General features: G+C 75.4%; 14 protein-coding genes and 2 pseudogenes. 8 read left to right on the plus strand and 8 right to left on the minus strand.

Features of this window, described 5'->3' with window-relative positions; all coding sequences use genetic code 11:
• Positions 1-25 precede the first annotated feature (25 nt).
• Positions 26-394 (plus strand): annotated as a pseudogene (locus ACZ4W9_RS11950) (ATP-binding protein); the annotation flags it as partial.
• Positions 395-400: 6 nt separating this feature from the next.
• Here the strand turns inward: ACZ4W9_RS11950 and ACZ4W9_RS11955 are convergent.
• Positions 401-849 (minus strand): annotated as a pseudogene (locus ACZ4W9_RS11955) (GNAT family N-acetyltransferase).
• A 29-nt stretch (positions 850-878) separates the two neighbouring features.
• Positions 879-1805 carry a DUF3027 domain-containing protein gene (locus tag ACZ4W9_RS11960; protein ID WP_467934983.1) on the minus strand — a complete coding sequence of 309 codons (927 nt, stop codon included), beginning with the start codon at positions 1803-1805 and terminating at the stop codon, positions 879-881.
• A gap of 282 nt (positions 1806-2087) precedes the next feature.
• Here ACZ4W9_RS11960 and ACZ4W9_RS11965 point away from each other — a divergent pair, with 282 nt between their 5' ends.
• The 4 genes from ACZ4W9_RS11965 (at position 2088) to ACZ4W9_RS11980 (ending at position 5587) form a co-directional block, all read left to right on the plus strand.
• Entirely contained in the window at positions 2088-3476 is a 1389-nt protein-coding gene (locus ACZ4W9_RS11965; RefSeq protein ID WP_467934984.1) for an MFS transporter, read from the plus strand.
• A 62-nt stretch (positions 3477-3538) separates the two neighbouring features.
• On the plus strand, positions 3539-4018 hold the full coding sequence (locus ACZ4W9_RS11970) for a DUF2771 domain-containing protein (protein WP_467934985.1): 480 nt from the start codon (positions 3539-3541) through the stop codon (positions 4016-4018).
• A complete protein-coding gene (locus ACZ4W9_RS11975; RefSeq protein WP_467934987.1) occupies positions 3985-4740 on the plus strand; it encodes a futalosine hydrolase in 756 nt (251 codons plus the stop codon). The genes ACZ4W9_RS11970 and ACZ4W9_RS11975 overlap by 34 nt, the downstream gene beginning before the upstream one ends.
• Positions 4727-5587: a 1,4-dihydroxy-6-naphthoate synthase gene (locus tag ACZ4W9_RS11980; protein WP_467934988.1), complete on the plus strand. Its 861-nt coding sequence runs from the start codon at positions 4727-4729 to the stop codon at positions 5585-5587. Before ACZ4W9_RS11975 ends, ACZ4W9_RS11980 begins: the two co-directional genes overlap by 14 nt.
• A gap of 41 nt (positions 5588-5628) precedes the next feature.
• Here ACZ4W9_RS11980 and ACZ4W9_RS11985 read toward each other — a convergent pair whose 3' ends face one another.
• Positions 5629-6012 (minus strand): cold-shock protein, encoded by a 384-nt coding sequence (locus ACZ4W9_RS11985; RefSeq protein ID WP_467934989.1) that lies wholly within the window; start codon positions 6010-6012, stop codon positions 5629-5631.
• Between the two features lie 164 nt (positions 6013-6176).
• On the opposite strand from ACZ4W9_RS11985, the gene ACZ4W9_RS11990 reads away from it, so the two are divergent.
• Positions 6177-6440 carry a hypothetical protein gene (locus tag ACZ4W9_RS11990; RefSeq protein WP_467934990.1) on the plus strand — a complete coding sequence of 88 codons (264 nt, stop codon included), beginning with the start codon at positions 6177-6179 and terminating at the stop codon, positions 6438-6440.
• On the opposite strand, the gene ACZ4W9_RS11995 is transcribed toward ACZ4W9_RS11990, so the two are convergent.
• A complete protein-coding gene (locus tag ACZ4W9_RS11995) occupies positions 6404-7048 on the minus strand; it encodes an HAD family hydrolase (RefSeq protein WP_467934992.1) in 645 nt (214 codons plus the stop codon). The two genes, ACZ4W9_RS11990 and ACZ4W9_RS11995, sit on opposite strands and share 37 nt — an antisense overlap.
• 153 nt (positions 7049-7201) lie before the next feature.
• Entirely contained in the window at positions 7202-8245 is a 1044-nt protein-coding gene (locus ACZ4W9_RS12000) for a hypothetical protein (RefSeq protein ID WP_467934993.1), read from the minus strand.
• A gap of 99 nt (positions 8246-8344) precedes the next feature.
• Between ACZ4W9_RS12000 and ACZ4W9_RS12005 the strand changes: the two genes are divergently transcribed.
• Positions 8345-10954: a helicase-associated domain-containing protein gene (locus tag ACZ4W9_RS12005; protein WP_467934994.1), complete on the plus strand. Its 2610-nt coding sequence runs from the start codon at positions 8345-8347 to the stop codon at positions 10952-10954.
• Positions 10955-10988: 34 nt separating this feature from the next.
• On the opposite strand, the gene ACZ4W9_RS12010 is transcribed toward ACZ4W9_RS12005, so the two are convergent.
• Positions 10989-11528 (minus strand): hypothetical protein, encoded by a 540-nt coding sequence (locus tag ACZ4W9_RS12010; protein WP_467934996.1) that lies wholly within the window; start codon positions 11526-11528, stop codon positions 10989-10991.
• Between the two features lie 138 nt (positions 11529-11666).
• On the opposite strand from ACZ4W9_RS12010, the gene ACZ4W9_RS12015 reads away from it, so the two are divergent.
• The gene (locus tag ACZ4W9_RS12015; RefSeq protein ID WP_467934997.1) at positions 11667-13316 is read left to right on the plus strand and encodes a DNA repair helicase XPB; all 1650 of its coding nucleotides are present in this window, start codon (positions 11667-11669) and stop codon (positions 13314-13316) included.
• Here the strand turns inward: ACZ4W9_RS12015 and ACZ4W9_RS12020 are convergent.
• Both ACZ4W9_RS12020 and ACZ4W9_RS12025 read right to left on the minus strand, forming a co-directional pair.
• The gene (locus ACZ4W9_RS12020) at positions 13268-14443 is read right to left on the minus strand and encodes a glycosyltransferase 87 family protein (RefSeq protein ID WP_467934998.1); all 1176 of its coding nucleotides are present in this window, start codon (positions 14441-14443) and stop codon (positions 13268-13270) included. The two genes, ACZ4W9_RS12015 and ACZ4W9_RS12020, sit on opposite strands and share 49 nt — an antisense overlap.
• A gap of 18 nt (positions 14444-14461) precedes the next feature.
• Positions 14462-14644: a hypothetical protein gene (locus ACZ4W9_RS12025; protein WP_467935000.1), complete on the minus strand. Its 183-nt coding sequence runs from the start codon at positions 14642-14644 to the stop codon at positions 14462-14464.
• Between the last annotated feature and the right edge of the window lie 176 nt (positions 14645-14820).

Genomic DNA, 14820 nt, shown 5'->3' on the forward strand with positions numbered 1-14820 from the left:
CGGTGGAGGCGGACACGCTGAGGGTGTGAACTTCTCGGTGCAGTTGTCCACCACCCCGCGCGGGGCCCGGCTGGCGCGGCTGCTCGCCACGGAGCAACTGCGCTCCTGGGGACTGCCCATGGACCCGGCGGCGCTGATCGTCGCGGAGCTGGCCGTCAACGCCGTCGTGCACGGCCGGGCCGCCGGGCGGGACTTCCGGCTGACGATGTGCGCCGTCGGGGACGTGCTGCGGATCGAGGTGACCGACACGCGCGGCGACCGGCTGCCGGAGCGCGTCCGCCCCGCCCCGGACGCGGACGCCGGGCGCGGGCTGCTGCTCGTGGAGGCGTTCGCGGACCGCTGGGGCACGGCGCCGGGACCCCCGCCGCGCAAGACCGTGTGGGCCGAGGTGCGGGTCGGCTCAGCGGACGTGGCGGCGGCAGACCTGCCGGGAGCCGCCCTCCGGGCCGGGGTCCGCCGGCTCGGCCGGGGTGAAGCCGGGGCGCTCGCAGAACACGCGCGCTCCGCCGGCCACCGCGCCGGGGTGGTCCGCGCCGAAGGTGACGACCTCGTCGGTGGCCGGGCCGTGGACCCATCCGCGGAAGGCGCCCGCCCGACGCCCCGCCCCCGCGCCCCGTCCGGGACCACCAGCCAGTGCACGGGGTGGACCGGCGGGGCGGGCCCGGAGAGGAGCCCGCCGAGCAGCTCCGAGGAGTCCTCCGCGACCAGTGCCGTGGACGTGCCGATGCTCCGCCGTACGGCCCGGGTGAAGCCGGGGCCGGCCACCATCGGCCCGAACCAGTGCTCCACCGGGGCCGCCGGCCCGAGGAACCCGGGAAGGTCCCGCTCCCGCGCCGCTCTGGTGATCACCGGGGCAGTCCGGCAGCGGAGGCCGGCGTTCAGGAGTGGCCCAGTTCCGCCGTCTCGTCGTCGGCGGTCTCCGGGACCGAGCCGGAGTCGCGGGCCGGGCGCAGCGGGAAGGGGTCGACGCGGGTCTCGTCGATGACCGGCGGGGCGGGCTGCGGGGCCTTCGGCATGACCGCCGCCTCCGAGTGGCCGCCACAGCCGTAGGCCAGGGAGACCACCCGGCCGTCCGCCGGCGAGAACTCGTTGGCGCAGACCCCGAAGGCCTGGCCCAGGGAGCCGCCGATGCGGGCGAGGAAGCCGCAGCTCACACAGGTCGCGGGGGCGGCCTGGGCCATCGGGGTCTGCGGGCCGTACGCCTCCTCCCAGCGGTCGGCCGCGATGTGCAGGCCGTAGCGGGAGAGCACCCGGGCGCGGCGCAGGCCCAGTTCCTCGGCGACGGACGCGATCGTGCCCCGGGAGGGCGTCGCCGGCAGGGCGGCGGGGGTGCCCGGGGTGACGTCGGCGTCCTCCGCCTCGGCCAGTTCCCGCATCTCGTCGGAGACGACCGAGTTGGGCGGCGGCTCCTCCTCACCCGTGTAGCCGGGCTCCAGGCGCAGGTCGTCCTGGTCGGTGGGGAGCAGGTCGCCGGGTCCGAGGTCGCCGGGGCGCAGGCGCTCGCTCCACGGGACCCACTCGGGGGCGAGGAGGGCGTCGGGGCCGGGGAGGAGGACCACCTCGTCGAGCGTGACGACCTTGGCGCGGGAGGCGCGGGCGACCGTCACGGCCCAGCGCCAGCCCCGGTAGCCCAGCTCCTCGCACTCGAAGAAGTGCGTGACAACGCGGTCACCCTCCGACACCAGTCCCGCGTGCTCGCCGATCACCCCGGGTGCGGCGGCCTCCTCGGCGGCGGCACGGGCGAGGTCGACGGCCTCGGCGCACAGGCGGTCGGGGGTGCGGCTTCGCGTTGTCGCTGCGCTCACAGGTATCGCTTCTCTCCTACGCCGTCTCGTCGAGTGCGGCTGCCTCCGGCGGTTTCGCCTACGGAGCGGACCTGGGGACCGCATCGACGTCTGCATCCGCGCGCCCGGGCGCACCTCTGCCATCCATTCTGCGTTATGGCTGAGACAGGCACGCTACACCGGGCGGGATTCGTGGATTTTCCCACCCGGGCCGTACGCCGCCCCCACGCCGTCCACCGGTCCCTCACGTCGCGGGCCGCCATCCGTGCCGTAGCGCACTATCCGGCCGGATCCCGGGGCACTATGAACGTCGTGGCAGCCGCGGACAAGGCAAGTGGGCGGGACGGCGGTTCGGGCCGGGTGCGCGGCGCCGTCCGCGCGGTCGGCCGTGCCCTGCGCTTCCCGGTCACCGGCGCGGCGCGCGGCATCCGCAGGGTCACGCACGCGCACGGCGCGGGCGAGTCGGGCCTCGGCAAGCTGATCGAACTGCACGCGGTGAACGGCGCCGGGGACGTCATGGTCACCGTGGCGCTCGCGTCGACCGTGTTCTTCTCCGTGCCCACCGACGAGGCGCGCGGCCGGGTCGCGCTGTATCTCGCCATCACCATGGCCCCGTTCACGGTCCTCGCGCCCGTCATCGGGCCGCTGCTGGACCGGCTGCCGCACGGCCGGCGGGCCGCGATGGCGGGCGCGATGCTGGCGCGGGCGCTGCTCGCGCTGGTCGTGTCCGGGGCGGTGGCGAGCGGCGGGCTGGAGCTGTATCCGGCCGCGCTGGGCGTGCTGGTGGCGTCGAAGGCGTACGGCGTGGTGCGCAGCGCCGTCGTGCCACGGCTGCTGCCGCCGGACTTCTCACTGGTGAAGGCCAACTCCCGGGTCACCCTCGCGGGGCTGCTGGCGACCGGGGCCGCCGCGCCGGTGGCGGCCGGGCTGCACGCGCTCGGCGATCCGTGGCCGCTGTACGGCGCCTTCGTGATCTTCGCCGCCGGGACGTTCCTGTCGTTCTCCCTGCCGCCCAAGGTGGACTCCGCCAAGGGCGAGGACGTGGCGCTGCTCGCGTCCGACGCGCGGCGCCGGCGCGACGGGCAGGGCAGGCGGCCGGGGCTGCGCTCGGTCGGGCCCGCCGTCACCTACGCGCTGGGCGCGAACGCGTCCCTGCGCTGTCTGTCCGGTTTCCTGATCTTCTTCCTGGCGTTCCTGCTGCGCGAGCACCCGCTGGCCGGGCAGAGCGCGGCCGTCTCGCTGGGCATCGTGGGGGTCGCGGCGGGCGCGGGCAACGCGCTGGGGACGGCCGTGGGCGCCTGGCTCAGGTCCCGCGCCCCGGAGATCATCATCGTGACCGTCGTCGCGGTGGTGCTCGGCGCGGCGGTGGTCGCCGGACTGTTCTTCGGGACGGTCCTGGTGGCCGCTCTCGCGGCGGTCGCCGGGTGCGCGCAGGCGCTGGGCAAGCTGGCCCTGGACGCGCTGATCCAGCGGGACGTGCCGGAGGCGGTGCGCACCTCGGCGTTCGCCCGTTCGGAGACGCTGTTGCAGATGGCGTGGGTGTTCGGCGGCGCGGTCGGCATCGTGATGCCGCTGGACGGCACGGTGGGGCTGCTGGTCGGCGCCGTGTTCGTGGCGGCCGGCTGGCTGACCACCCTGCGCGGGCTGCTCGCCTCGGCCCGGGGCGGCGGCTGCCGGGCCCGCGTGGCGTAACGAACCGGGCACGCCGTACCCCACGTGGGCGGACGGCTCCGGGCGCCCGATAGCCTTCGGCCATGACCACGCTGCAATCCGCTGTGCGACGCCGCCGCGCCGTCGCCGTTGCCGGCGCCGTTTCCGCCGGACTGCTCGTCCTGTCGGCCTGTGACAAGCCGACCCCCGTCGCGACGATCACCGTCGGCGGGAACTCGGTCAACACCGAGGCCCTTTGCTACAACGACGGCGACAAGCTGACCGCCGACTCGCTGAAGGACTGCGTCAAGAACTCCGACGACGTGAAGTCGATCGAGGTCGGCCAGGACGACACCGTCCGCATCGGCGTCGATCCGAAGATCGCGGACGAGGGCTGGGTCGTGCTGGTGAACGGCCGCCAGTTCACCGACGTCAGCAAGAAGACGTACCGCACGATCCCGAGCAGCGCCTTCTTCAACGCCCAGTACGGCACGCAGGGCGAGACCAACACGCTCGCGATCCAGGCGGGCGAAAAGGAGAACAAGGGCATGTGGTCCTTCAAGCTGAAGCACCACAAGGACTGACCACGTCCCCCCTCCCGGTCCTCGTCGCCACCGCGGTCCCCGTCGAGCGGGACGCGGTGGCGGGGGCGCTGCCCGCGCCGGCCGAGGAGGTCCGGCTGCCCGGCGCGGCCCTGCGCCGCACGGGCACGGGCTGGGACCTGCTCGCCGCCGGTGTCGGACCGGCGCTCGCCGCCGCCTCCACCGCCGCCGCCCTGACCGCCGCCGCGCTGGCCGGCCGGCCCTACGGCCTGGTCGTCTCGGCCGGGATCGGCGGCGGCTTCCAGCCCGGGGCGCCGCTCGGCTCGCTCGTCGTCGCCGACGCGATCACCGCGGCCGACCTGGGCGCCGAGACCGCCGACGGCTTCCTGGCGGTCACCGAACTCGGCTTCGGGACCGTCACCCACCGCCCGCCGGAATCAGCCGTACGAGTCGCCGCCGAGGCCCTCGGCGCCCGTACCGGCACGGTCCTGACCGTCTCCACGGTGACCGGCACCGCCGCCCGCGCCGCCGCCCTGCGGGCCCGCCACCCCGGCGCGCTCGCCGAGGGCATGGAGGGGTTCGGAGTGGCGGAGGCCGCCGCCGCGCACGGGGTGCCCGTACTGGAGATCCGCGCCGTCTCGAACCCGGTCGGGCCCCGGGACCGGGCCGCCTGGCGCATCGGCGACGCGCTCGCCGCCCTCACCGGGGGCTTCGGGAAGCTCGCGCCCGCTTTGGAGAGTTGGAACCCACATGACCACCAGTGAGCAGCAGCGGTCCCTGCCGATCGCGTACTCCCCCTGCCCGAACGACACCTTCGTCTTCGACGCCCTCGCCCACGGCCGGGTGCCCGGCGCGCCCGCGCTGGACGTGACGTTCGCCGACATCGACGTCACCAACGGCATGGCCGAGCGCGGCGAGCTGGACGTGCTGAAGGTGTCGTACGCCGTGCTGCCGTACGTCCTCGACGAGTACGCGCTGCTGCCGTGCGGCGGCGCGCTGGGGCGGGGCTGCGGGCCGCTGGTGCTGGCCCGGGAGGCGGGGGCCGACATCGGCGGCCGTACGGTCGCGGTGCCCAGCGAGCGGTCGACCGCCTATCTGCTGTTCCGGCTGTGGGCGGCGGACGCGGTGCCCGGCGGGGTCGGCGAGATCGTGGTCATGCCGTTCCACGAGATCATGCCGGCCGTGCGGGACGGCAAGGTGGACGCGGGTCTGGTCATCCACGAGGCCCGCTTCACCTATCGGGACTACGGGCTGCACAAGCTCGCCGACATGGGCGAGCACTGGGAGCGGACCACCGGGCTGCCGATCCCGCTCGGCGCGATCATCGCCCGGCGCTCGCTGGGTGCGGACACGCTCACCCGGCTGGCCGAGTCCATCCGTACGTCCGTGCGCATGGCCTGGGACGACCCCGAGGCCTCCCGGCCGTACGTCATGGCACACGCCCAGGAGATGGATCCGGCCGTCGCCGACCAGCACATCGGGCTGTACGTCAACGAGTTCACGGCCGACCTCGGCGAGGACGGTTACGCGGCGGTGCGCGGGCTGCTCACCCGCGCGGCGGCCGAGGGACTGCTGCCGCCTCTCGGACCGAAGGCCCTGGACTTCCCCTGAGGACGGGGAAGTCCGGGGCCGGCCGGCTGTTCCGGGTCGGCTCAGACGTCCAGTTGGTCGGCGACCGCGCGGAGCAGACCGGCGATCTTCTTGCCGGAGGTCTTCTCCGGGTAACGGCCCTTCTCCAGCATCGGGGTGATGTTCTCGAGAAGGGTCGTCAAATCCTGCACGATCGACGCCAGCTCGTCCGGCTTCTTGCGCTGGGCGGCGGCGACCGAGGGCGTCGGGTCGAGCACGTTCACCGACAGCGCCTGGTCACCGCGCTGACCGGCGACGACCCCGAACTCCACGCGCTGTCCCGGCTTGAGGGAGTCGACTCCGGCGGGGAGAACCGAGGAATGGACGAAGACGTCACCGCCGTCGTCGCGGGAGAGAAAGCCGAAGCCCTTCTCGCTGTTGAACCACTTGACCTTGCCGGTAGGCACGTCTGTCCTCGTCCTCGTACTCGTTGGAAAACTACTTCGGAAACGGCTCTTGATAGCACTAGAGCGGGTCGACCACGACCCGCCGATACCAAGGCTAATGGTCTTCGGGCGGGTGACAAGACGTCCCCCGGTTGTTCTCTCGCGCAGGGAACTACCCTGGTCCGGTGCGTGACAAAACCCAACCGAATTCCGCCGCGCCCGGTGACCGACTGATCCGCGCCGGTGCCGTCGTCTTCTTCCTCGGGGCCGTGGCCACCCTCGTCACGGTGGCCCCGCTCTTCCTCGGGGCGAAGCCTTTTCCGACCTACATGTTCGGTCTGAGCATGCTCATGGCCGTCGGATTCCTCATGGCCGGTGCCGGTGTGCTGCGGTCGGTGGCCGCCGGACGGCGTCAGGCGCGGGGGGCCGCCCCGGGGGCCTCGCGGTAGCCCTTCAGCCACGCCGGGAAGGCGGACAGATCGGTCAGCACGACGTCCGCGCCGGCCGCGCCCAGCTCTTCGGCCGGGCACGGTCCGGTCGCGACGGCGACCGAAAACGCACCTGCGGCGTGCGCCCCGCGGACGTCCCCGACGTGATCGCCGACGTACACGGCCGCGCCGTGCTCGCGCAGCGCCCGCGCCTTCTGCTCGGCCCACAGGTCGCCGACCACCACGTCCGGTTCGATGCCGAGGTGGGTCAGGTGCAGCTTGGCGTTGGGCTCGTACTTCGCCGTCACCACCATCGTCCGTCCGCCGGCCGCGCGCACCGCGTCGACCGCCTCCCGGGCGCCGGTCATCGCGGGCGACGCGGCAATGGCTATGGAGGGGTACATCTCCCGGTAGAGATCGGCCATCTCGGGCACCCGCGCGGGCGGGAACCAGTGGGCCAGCTCCTCCACGAGCGGCGGACCGAGCCGGGTCACCGCGAGATCGGCGTCGATGAACGCCCCGGTCCGCTCCGCCAGGGCGCGGTAACAGGCGCGGATGCCCGGACGCGAGTCGATGAGGGTCATGTCCAGGTCGAAACCGACGGTCAAGGTGGAGGCCATGGGGGACATTCTGCCGGGTGCGGCCGGGAGCGAAGGGGGCCGGGCGGTCCGCGCCGGGGGAACGGCCGCCGGCCGCCGGGTGCGGGCGCGGGGCGGTTCGGCCGCGCGGCCGCCCGCACCCTCGGGCGGACACGGCGCGGCCTGGTCGCCGCCGCCCCGCCGCTACCTCTTCCGCTGTGAGCGCCACACCAGGTACAGCGCCGAGGCCACCGCCGCGCCCCGGACCACCCACGGCCAGGTCTCGCCGATCGCGTCGCCCATGTGGCCCTGGGGGATCGGGGCGCCCCAGCGGCCGTCGGTGCGGCCCCACAGCCAGAGCAGGCCGGCCGCGACCGCCGCGCCGGGCAGGACCATGACGGCCCACTTGGTCTCCGCGGGGGTCAGCCGGCGGGAGCCGTAGGCGATGGCCCAGCCGGCGAGCAGCGCGAACCAGTTGCCGAGCACCGCGCCGGCGGCCAGCGCGGCGGCGGCCAGCAGCAGCAGGGGGTTGGACCAGCCGGACAGCGGCCCGCGGGCGGGAGTGCCGGACGGGGCGGCCTTCCCGCGGGCCGGGAGCAGTCCGCGCAGCCGGCGGCGCGCGGCGGGCGCCGGCTCGGTCCCGGCCGGTGCCCCGGCCGGTGCCCCGGCCGCCGCCTCGGCGGGGGCCGGGCCGGCGGGGGCCGGGTCCGCCTCCCGCGGGGGGCGCTTGAGCAGGTCCGGGATCTCCACGCCGCCGACGAACCCCGGCACCGGGTCGACGTCGGCCTGCGGGCCGCGCACCCGCCACCAGTCGGGCGGCGCCGCGCCGTCCCCGAGTTCGTGCGCGGGGGCGAGGTGCGGCGGGGCCGGGGCGTCCGGTGCGGCGGGCGGCCGGGGCTCGGCGGGGCGCGGGCGCGGCACGGCCCGGCGCAGCCTCTTCGGCCGCTCCCGCTCCGGCGCCCGCTCCTCGGCGGAGGGCTGCGCGGGGACGGCGGTGGCGGGCGGCTGCGGGGCGCCGCCGGTGGCGTCCGCCGCCGTGACCACCTCGTCCGGGCTGCCCAGGCGGTCCAGGATGCGGCGGACGGCGGCGGGCGAGTCCACCGTCGCCTTCGCCCGGTGCCGGTCGATCTCGTTGCGCAGCCCGGACACGAGCCGCATGCGCGTCGCCGACGGCAGCTGGCGCTGCTGGGCGATGTCACCGACGCGGCTCAGATACTCGTAGACGACCTGGTCGCTCTCGATCCCCACGGAACCCCTCCGGGGTGCGCCGACTGAAACCCCGGGAGGGACGGTACCGCTTCCCGCCGGATGCCCTCGGCCCATGGGTTGTCCGCTAACGTTGACCGGATGAGCCCCGAGGCCCACTCAGCCCCTCGGTCCCTCGCGGAGGCACTCCGCGCACGGGACGACTCCTCCCTCGCCGCGCTGCTGCGCAGCCGCCCGGACCTCGTCACCCCCGTGCCCGGCGACCTCACCCAGCTCGCCACGCGCGCCGGCACCCGTGCCTCGGTGCTGCGCGCCCTGGAGCGGCTGGACCGGTTCGCGCTGCAGACGGCCGAGGCACTGGCCGTGGCCCCGGACCCGGCGCCGTACGACACCCTGCTCGGGCTGATGGCCGGGGACGCGGGCGACGCGGCCGTGGCCGGCGCGCTGCCGTCGGCCCTGGGCACCCTGCGCGAACAGGCCCTGGTGTGGGGCGGGGACGACCGGCTGCGGCTGGTGCGCACCGCCCGCGAGGTGCTGGCGCCCTCGCCGCAGCACCCGTCCCCGACCGGGCTCGGACCGACCGTGCGGGAGGCCACCTCGGGCATGTCGCCGGGGCGGATCCAGGAGATCGTGACGACGGCCGGGCTGCCGTCCACGCACGACTCGGTGTCCGCCGTGACCGCGCTGACCGCCCTGTTCACCCACCGCAGGAAGCTGGCCAGGCTGCTCGCCCAGGCCCCCGAGGCCGCCCGCGAGGTGCTGGACCGGCTGGTGTGGGGGCCTCCGTACGGGCAGGTCACGGCGGATCCGGCGGCGCACCTGCGCTGGCTGCTGGACCGGGGCCTGCTGCTGCCCACCGCCCCCGGCACGGTCGTGCTCCCCCGCGAGGTCGCCCTGCACCTGCGCGCCGGCCGCGCCCACCGGGCCCCCGAGCCGCTGCCGCCCGCCGTGGCGCCGGCCGCGACGCACGGTCCGCGGGTGGTGGACGCCACCGCGGCCGGGCAGGCGTACACCGCGCTGGCCACCGTGGAGGAGCTGCTGAAGGACTGGGACGAGGGCGGTCCGGCCGTGCTGCGGGCCGGCGGGCTGAGCGTCCGCGACCTGAAGCGGACGGCCGTGGCCCTGGACGTCTCCGAACCGGTCGCCGCCTTCTGGGTGGAACTGGCGTACGCGGCGGGGCTGATCGCCTCCGACGGCGAGGCCGACGAGCGGTACGCGGCCACCCCCGCCTACGACGAGTGGCTGGAGCGGCCGCCGGCCGAGCGCTGGGTCCGGCTCGCCCAGGCGTGGCTGGCCGCCACCCGGACCCCGGGGCTGGTCGGCGGCCGGGACGCCAAGGACCGGACCCTGTCGGCGCTCGGCCCCGGGCTCGACCGGTCCGCCGCGCCCGAGGTGCGGCACCGGGTGCTGTCCCTGCTGGCCGGGCTGGGTCCGGGCGCGGCCCCCGACGCCGGGTCGGTGCTGGCCCGGCTGCGCTGGGAGCGCCCGCTGCGGGGCGGCCGGCGGGACGACGAGGAGGACCTGCGGTCCCGGCTGGCCCGCTGGACCCTGTCGGAGGCCGAGCTGCTGGGCCTGACCGGCCGGGGCGCGCTGTCGGCCCACGGCCGCGCACTGCTGGGGGCGCCCGCGGCCGACGACTCCGGTGCCCCGGCGGCCGACGGGCCCGGGAGCGGCGCCCCGCGGCCCGGGGCGGCCGTGTCCGGCGGCCCTCCCTCCGACGGTCCCGGGCCCGGCCCCGGGGACAAGCTCCCCGTGCACCGCCACCGCACCGCCCCCGACCGGCCCGTGCCGCTCTCCGGGCCCGGGCAGGCCGCCGCGGGGTCCGCCGCGGCGCGGCTGCTCGCGCCGCTGCTGCCCGAGCCCCTGGACCACGTGCTGCTCCAGGCCGACCTGACGGCGGTCGCCCCCGGCCCGCTGCGGCGCCCGCTCGCGGACATGCTAGGCGTGCTCGCGGACGTGGAGTCCAAGGGCGGGGCGACCGTGTACCGGTTCACCCCGGCGTCCGTCCGCCGGGCCCTGGACGCCGGCCGGACCGCCGCCGATTTGCACGCCTTCCTCGCCGAGCACTCCCGCACCCCGGTCCCCCAGCCGCTCGCCTACCTGATCGACGACGTGGCCCGCAGACACGGGCACCTGCGGGTCGGCGCGGCCTCGGCGTACGTCCGCTGCGACGACGACGCCCTGCTGAACGAGATCCTCGCCGACAAGCGCGCCGCCGCCCTGCGCCTGCGCCGCCTCGCGGCGACCGTGCTGGCGGCGCAGACCGATCCGGCGACGCTGCTGGAGGGGCTGCGCGCGATGGGGTTCGCGCCCGCCGCCGAGTCCGCCGAGGGCGATGTGCTGATCACCCGGGCCCACGCGCACCGCACCCCGCCGCGCACCGCGCCCGAGCCGGTGCCGGACGGTCCGCCGCCGCCCGACGCCACGCTGCTCACGGCGGCGGTCCGCGCGATCCGGGCGGGTGACCTGGCCGCCACCGCGCCGCGCAAGCCCGTCGGCGAGCCCCTGGCGGGCGGCGAGCCGCCCCGCACCTCCTCGGCCGAGACCCTGGCCACCGTGCAGGCCGCCGTCCTGACCGGCGACTCGCTGTGGATCGGCTACGTGAACGCCGAGGGCGCCGCCAGCCAGCGGGTCATCTCCCCCATCCGCGTGGAGGGCGGCTTCGTCACGGCCTACGACCACACCGCGGACGAGGTCCGCACCTACCCCCTGCACCGGATCACGGGGGTCGCGGAGCTGGCGGACGACTGACCCGGCCCGGCGGCCCCGGAACCGCCCCACCCCCTCAGCAGTCCCCGACCGGTGTGTCCTCCCGCAGGCCGTAGCGGGCGCGGGCCGCGCTCTCCAGGGGGGCGGACGACATCCCGTCGCGCGGGGCGGCCGTGCCGGGGCGGCCGAAGCGGGACCTGGTCCAGCTCGCGTTGCCCGCGCCGTCGGGGGCCTGCTCGTGGGAGACCACCCGGTAGCGGCCGTCGGCGGCCCGGGCCAGCCGCAGGACCCGCGGGACGTGTCCGCCGCCGCACTCCACCAGGCCGCCGTCGCGCACGCCGTACTCGACGCACAGCGTGTCGACACCCGCCCGCACCTCGTCCCCGTGCCGCTCCAGGCCGACCGGCTCGGCCCGGCAGAACCAGTGCGCGTCCAGCCCGGACACCTCCTCGCCGTACCCGGTGCCCCGCTGCTCGGCCGCAAGGCGGGCCTCGATCACCGGCCGGACCTCCTCCCACAGCCGGGCGTCGACCTGTCCCGGCCGCATGGCCCACACGCCGGTGCCCACCAGCACCACCACCGCCCCCGCCCCGGTCGCCCATCTGACCGCCGTCATCCCGCGCCCTCCCCTCGATCCCCGTCGCGGGTGTAGACCCGCGGACCCGGGGCGGGGTTGCACGGCGCACGGCCCCCGGACAAACCGTTCGATGAGGCACACTGGACGTTTGGCCGTTGTGGAAAGGGTGTGCCGCGCGTGAATGGTCCACTGATCGTCCAGTCCGACAAGACCCTGCTGCTGGAAGTCGACCACGAGCGGGCCGACGACTGCCGGCGGGCCATCGCGCCCTTCGCCGAGCTGGAGCGGGCGCCCGAGCACATCCACACCTACCGGGTCACCCCGCTCGGCCTGTGGAACGCGCGCGCCGCCGGACACGACGCCGAGCAGGTCGTGGACGCCCTGGTGCAGTACAGCCGCTACCCGGTGCCGCACGCGCTGCTCGTCGACATCGCCGAGACGATGGACCGCTACGGCCGGCTCACCCTCGGCAAGCACCCCGCGCACGGACTCGTCCTGACCACCACCGACCGGCCGGTGCTGGAGGAGGTGCTGAAGTCCAAGCGGATCGCCCCGCTGGTCGGCGCCCGGATCGACCCGGACACGGTGGCCGTGCACCCCTCGGAGCGGGGCCAGATCAAGCAGACGCTGCTGAAGCTGGGCTGGCCGGCCGAGGACCTCGCCGGGTACGTGGACGGCGAGGCGCACCCGATCGAGCTGCTGGAGGACGGCTGGGCGCTGCGGCCGTACCAGCGGCAGGCCGTGGAGAACTTCTGGCACGGCGGCAGCGGCGTCGTCGTGCTGCCCTGCGGCGCGGGCAAGACGCTGGTCGGCGCCGGTTCGATGGCGCAGGCGAAGTCGACCACGCTGATCCTCGTCACCAACACCGTCTCCGCCCGGCAGTGGAAGCACGAGCTGGTGAAGCGGACCTCGCTGACCGAGGAGGAGATCGGCGAGTACAGCGGCACCAAGAAGGAGATCCGGCCGGTCACCATCGCCACCTACCAGGTGCTGACGACCAAGCGGAAGGGCGTCTATCCGCACCTGGAGCTGTTCGACTCCCGGGACTGGGGGCTGATCCTCTACGACGAGGTGCACCTGCTGCCCGCCCCGGTCTTCAAGTTCACCGCCGACCTCCAGGCGCGGCGCCGGCTGGGGCTGACGGCCACCCTCGTGCGCGAGGACGGCCGGGAGTCGGACGTCTTCTCGCTCATCGGGCCGAAGCGGTTCGACGCGCCGTGGAAGGAGATCGAGGCGCAGGGCTACATCGCGCCCGCCGACTGTGTCGAGGTCCGGGTGAACCTGACGGACTCCGAGCGGCTGGCGTACGCGACGGCCGAGGCGGAGGAGAAGTACCGCTTCTGCGCGACCACCGCGACCAAGCGGAAGGTCACCGAGGCGATCGTCCGCCGGTTCGCGGGGCAGCAGATCCTGGTCATCGGCCAGTACATCGACCAGCTGGACGAGCTGGGTGAGCACCTGAACGCTCCCGTCATCAAGGGGGAGACCTCCAACGCCCAGCGCGAGAAGCTCTTCGACGCCTTCCGCGAGGGCGAGATCAGCGTGCTGGTGGTCTCGAAGGTCGCGAACTTCTCCATCGACCTGCCGGAGGCCACGGTCGCCATCCAGGTGTCGGGGACCTTCGGCTCCCGGCAGGAGGAGGCCCAGCGGCTCGGCCGGGTGCTGCGCCCCAAGGCCGACGGCCACCAGGCGCACTTCTACTCGGTGGTCGCCCGCGACACCATCGACCAGGACTTCGCCGCGCACCGGCAGCGGTTCCTGGCCGAGCAGGGCTACGCCTACCGGATCGTGGACGCCGACGAGATCCTGGCGGAGGGCGCGGCCTGACGCGCCCGGCGGCGCACCGCCACCGCCGCCGCCAGCAGGACGAGCGCCAGCAGCGGGTACGGCGACGCCGCCGGCTGCTGCCACCACGGCAGGTGCAGGTCCCGGTCGCCCGCGTGCGGGACGAGCCACAGGGTGCGGGCGGTGAAGACCGCCGCGGTGACGGCCGCCGCCCGGCGGCGGCCGTCACCGAGCAGGACCGCGAGCAGCGGCACGCACCACACCCAATGGTGGGACCAGCTGATCGGGCAGACCAGCAGGGCCGTGAGCCCGGTGAGCAGGATCCCGTGCCGCTCGTGGCGGGCGCGGCCCGCCAGCCACAGGCCCACGCCGCCGGTGACCAGCGCCGGCAGCACCCAGCCGGGGCCGGGCGCGGGTTCGCCGAGCAGCCGCGCGATCAGTCCCTGGAGGGACTGGTTGTCCACGATCCACGCCTTGCCGACCCGGCCGGTCTGCCACAGCCGCCGGCCCCAGAAGGGGACGGTCGCCGAGGGCAGCAGGACGGCGCCGAGCGCCACCGTCCCCGCGAAGGCCGCGAGGGCCGTCGCCGCCTCCCGGATCCGGCCGCGCAGCACCAGCCAGACCAGGAACACGGCCGGGGTGAGCTTGATACCGGCCGCGACCCCGAGGGCCGCTCCCGCCCAGCGGGCGCCCGGGGGCCGGGTCAGGTCCCACAGGGTCAGGCAGGCGACGGCCAGGTTGACCTGGCCGAACAGCAGCGTCTGGAAGACCGGTTCGAGCCAGAGGGCGAGGGCGGTGGCGGCGCACACCAGGGGCGGGGCCGGGGCGCGCCGGGCCAGGCGGGCGGACAGGACGACGAGGGCCGCGAGCAGGAGCACGTTGCCCGCGAGGAAGGCCGCCTTCAGGACGGGGACGGGCAGCCAGGCCGCCGGGACGAACAGGATCGCCGCGAAGGGCGGATACGTCGCGGGGAGCCGCCACTCGGTGACGGTGAAGCCGTACAGATCGGTGCCGCGGGCCACGGCCGCGCCCTCCGCGCGGTAGACGAGGAGGTCGGCCATGGGTGCGCCGCGCAGGGCGCACAGCGTGGCGAACGAGGCGAGGGAGAGGGCGAGGAGGAGCAGGGCAGGGAGGAGGGGCAGGCGGGGCATCACCGTCCGTTTGCACACGGACGCGACCTTATGTTGCTATTTGCGGCTTATGCCCGCTTCCTCGCCGTACTCACCGAGGATGACGACGCCGAAGGCCGCCTCCAGGAACACCCTCACCGCGCGGAGGGCGTTGCCCAGCCGGTGGTGGTGGATGCCGTCGAGGGCCGTGGCGCCCGACGGGGGCCGGGCGGGAACCGGGTGGATGAATGCTGCGCTCATGTCTCCATGGTGGAACTCCGCACCCCTCGCCCGCATCGGTCCGCGGAGCCGGTCCGGGAAGGCGACGCGTCCACCCCCGGGTGGAGACGGAAAATCATTGGCCCCCACACCGGCCCCTCCCCTAAAATCTCCGCCCTTGCCCGCCTCCCCTCGGAGAGCCGTCGTCCGGCCGGAAA

This window comes from Streptomyces sp. NPDC029296, assembly GCF_055569255.1.

Bases quoted from the DNA above. Each gene is read 5' to 3' on its own strand.
- ACZ4W9_RS11980 (WP_467934988.1), top strand. From the start codon at position 4,727: ATGACCACCAGTGAGCAGCAGCGGTCCCTGCCGATCGCGTACTCCCCC.
- ACZ4W9_RS12025 (WP_467935000.1), bottom strand. From the start codon at position 14,644: ATGAGCGCAGCATTCATCCACCCGGTTCCCGCCCGGCCCCCGTCGGGC.
- ACZ4W9_RS11965 (WP_467934984.1), top strand. From the start codon at position 2,088: ATGAACGTCGTGGCAGCCGCGGACAAGGCAAGTGGGCGGGACGGCGGT.
- ACZ4W9_RS12005 (WP_467934994.1), top strand. From the start codon at position 8,345: ATGAGCCCCGAGGCCCACTCAGCCCCTCGGTCCCTCGCGGAGGCACTC.
- ACZ4W9_RS12010 (WP_467934996.1), bottom strand. From the start codon at position 11,528: ATGACGGCGGTCAGATGGGCGACCGGGGCGGGGGCGGTGGTGGTGCTG.
- ACZ4W9_RS11970 (WP_467934985.1), top strand. From the start codon at position 3,539: ATGACCACGCTGCAATCCGCTGTGCGACGCCGCCGCGCCGTCGCCGTT.
- ACZ4W9_RS11995 (WP_467934992.1), bottom strand. From the start codon at position 7,048: ATGTCCCCCATGGCCTCCACCTTGACCGTCGGTTTCGACCTGGACATG.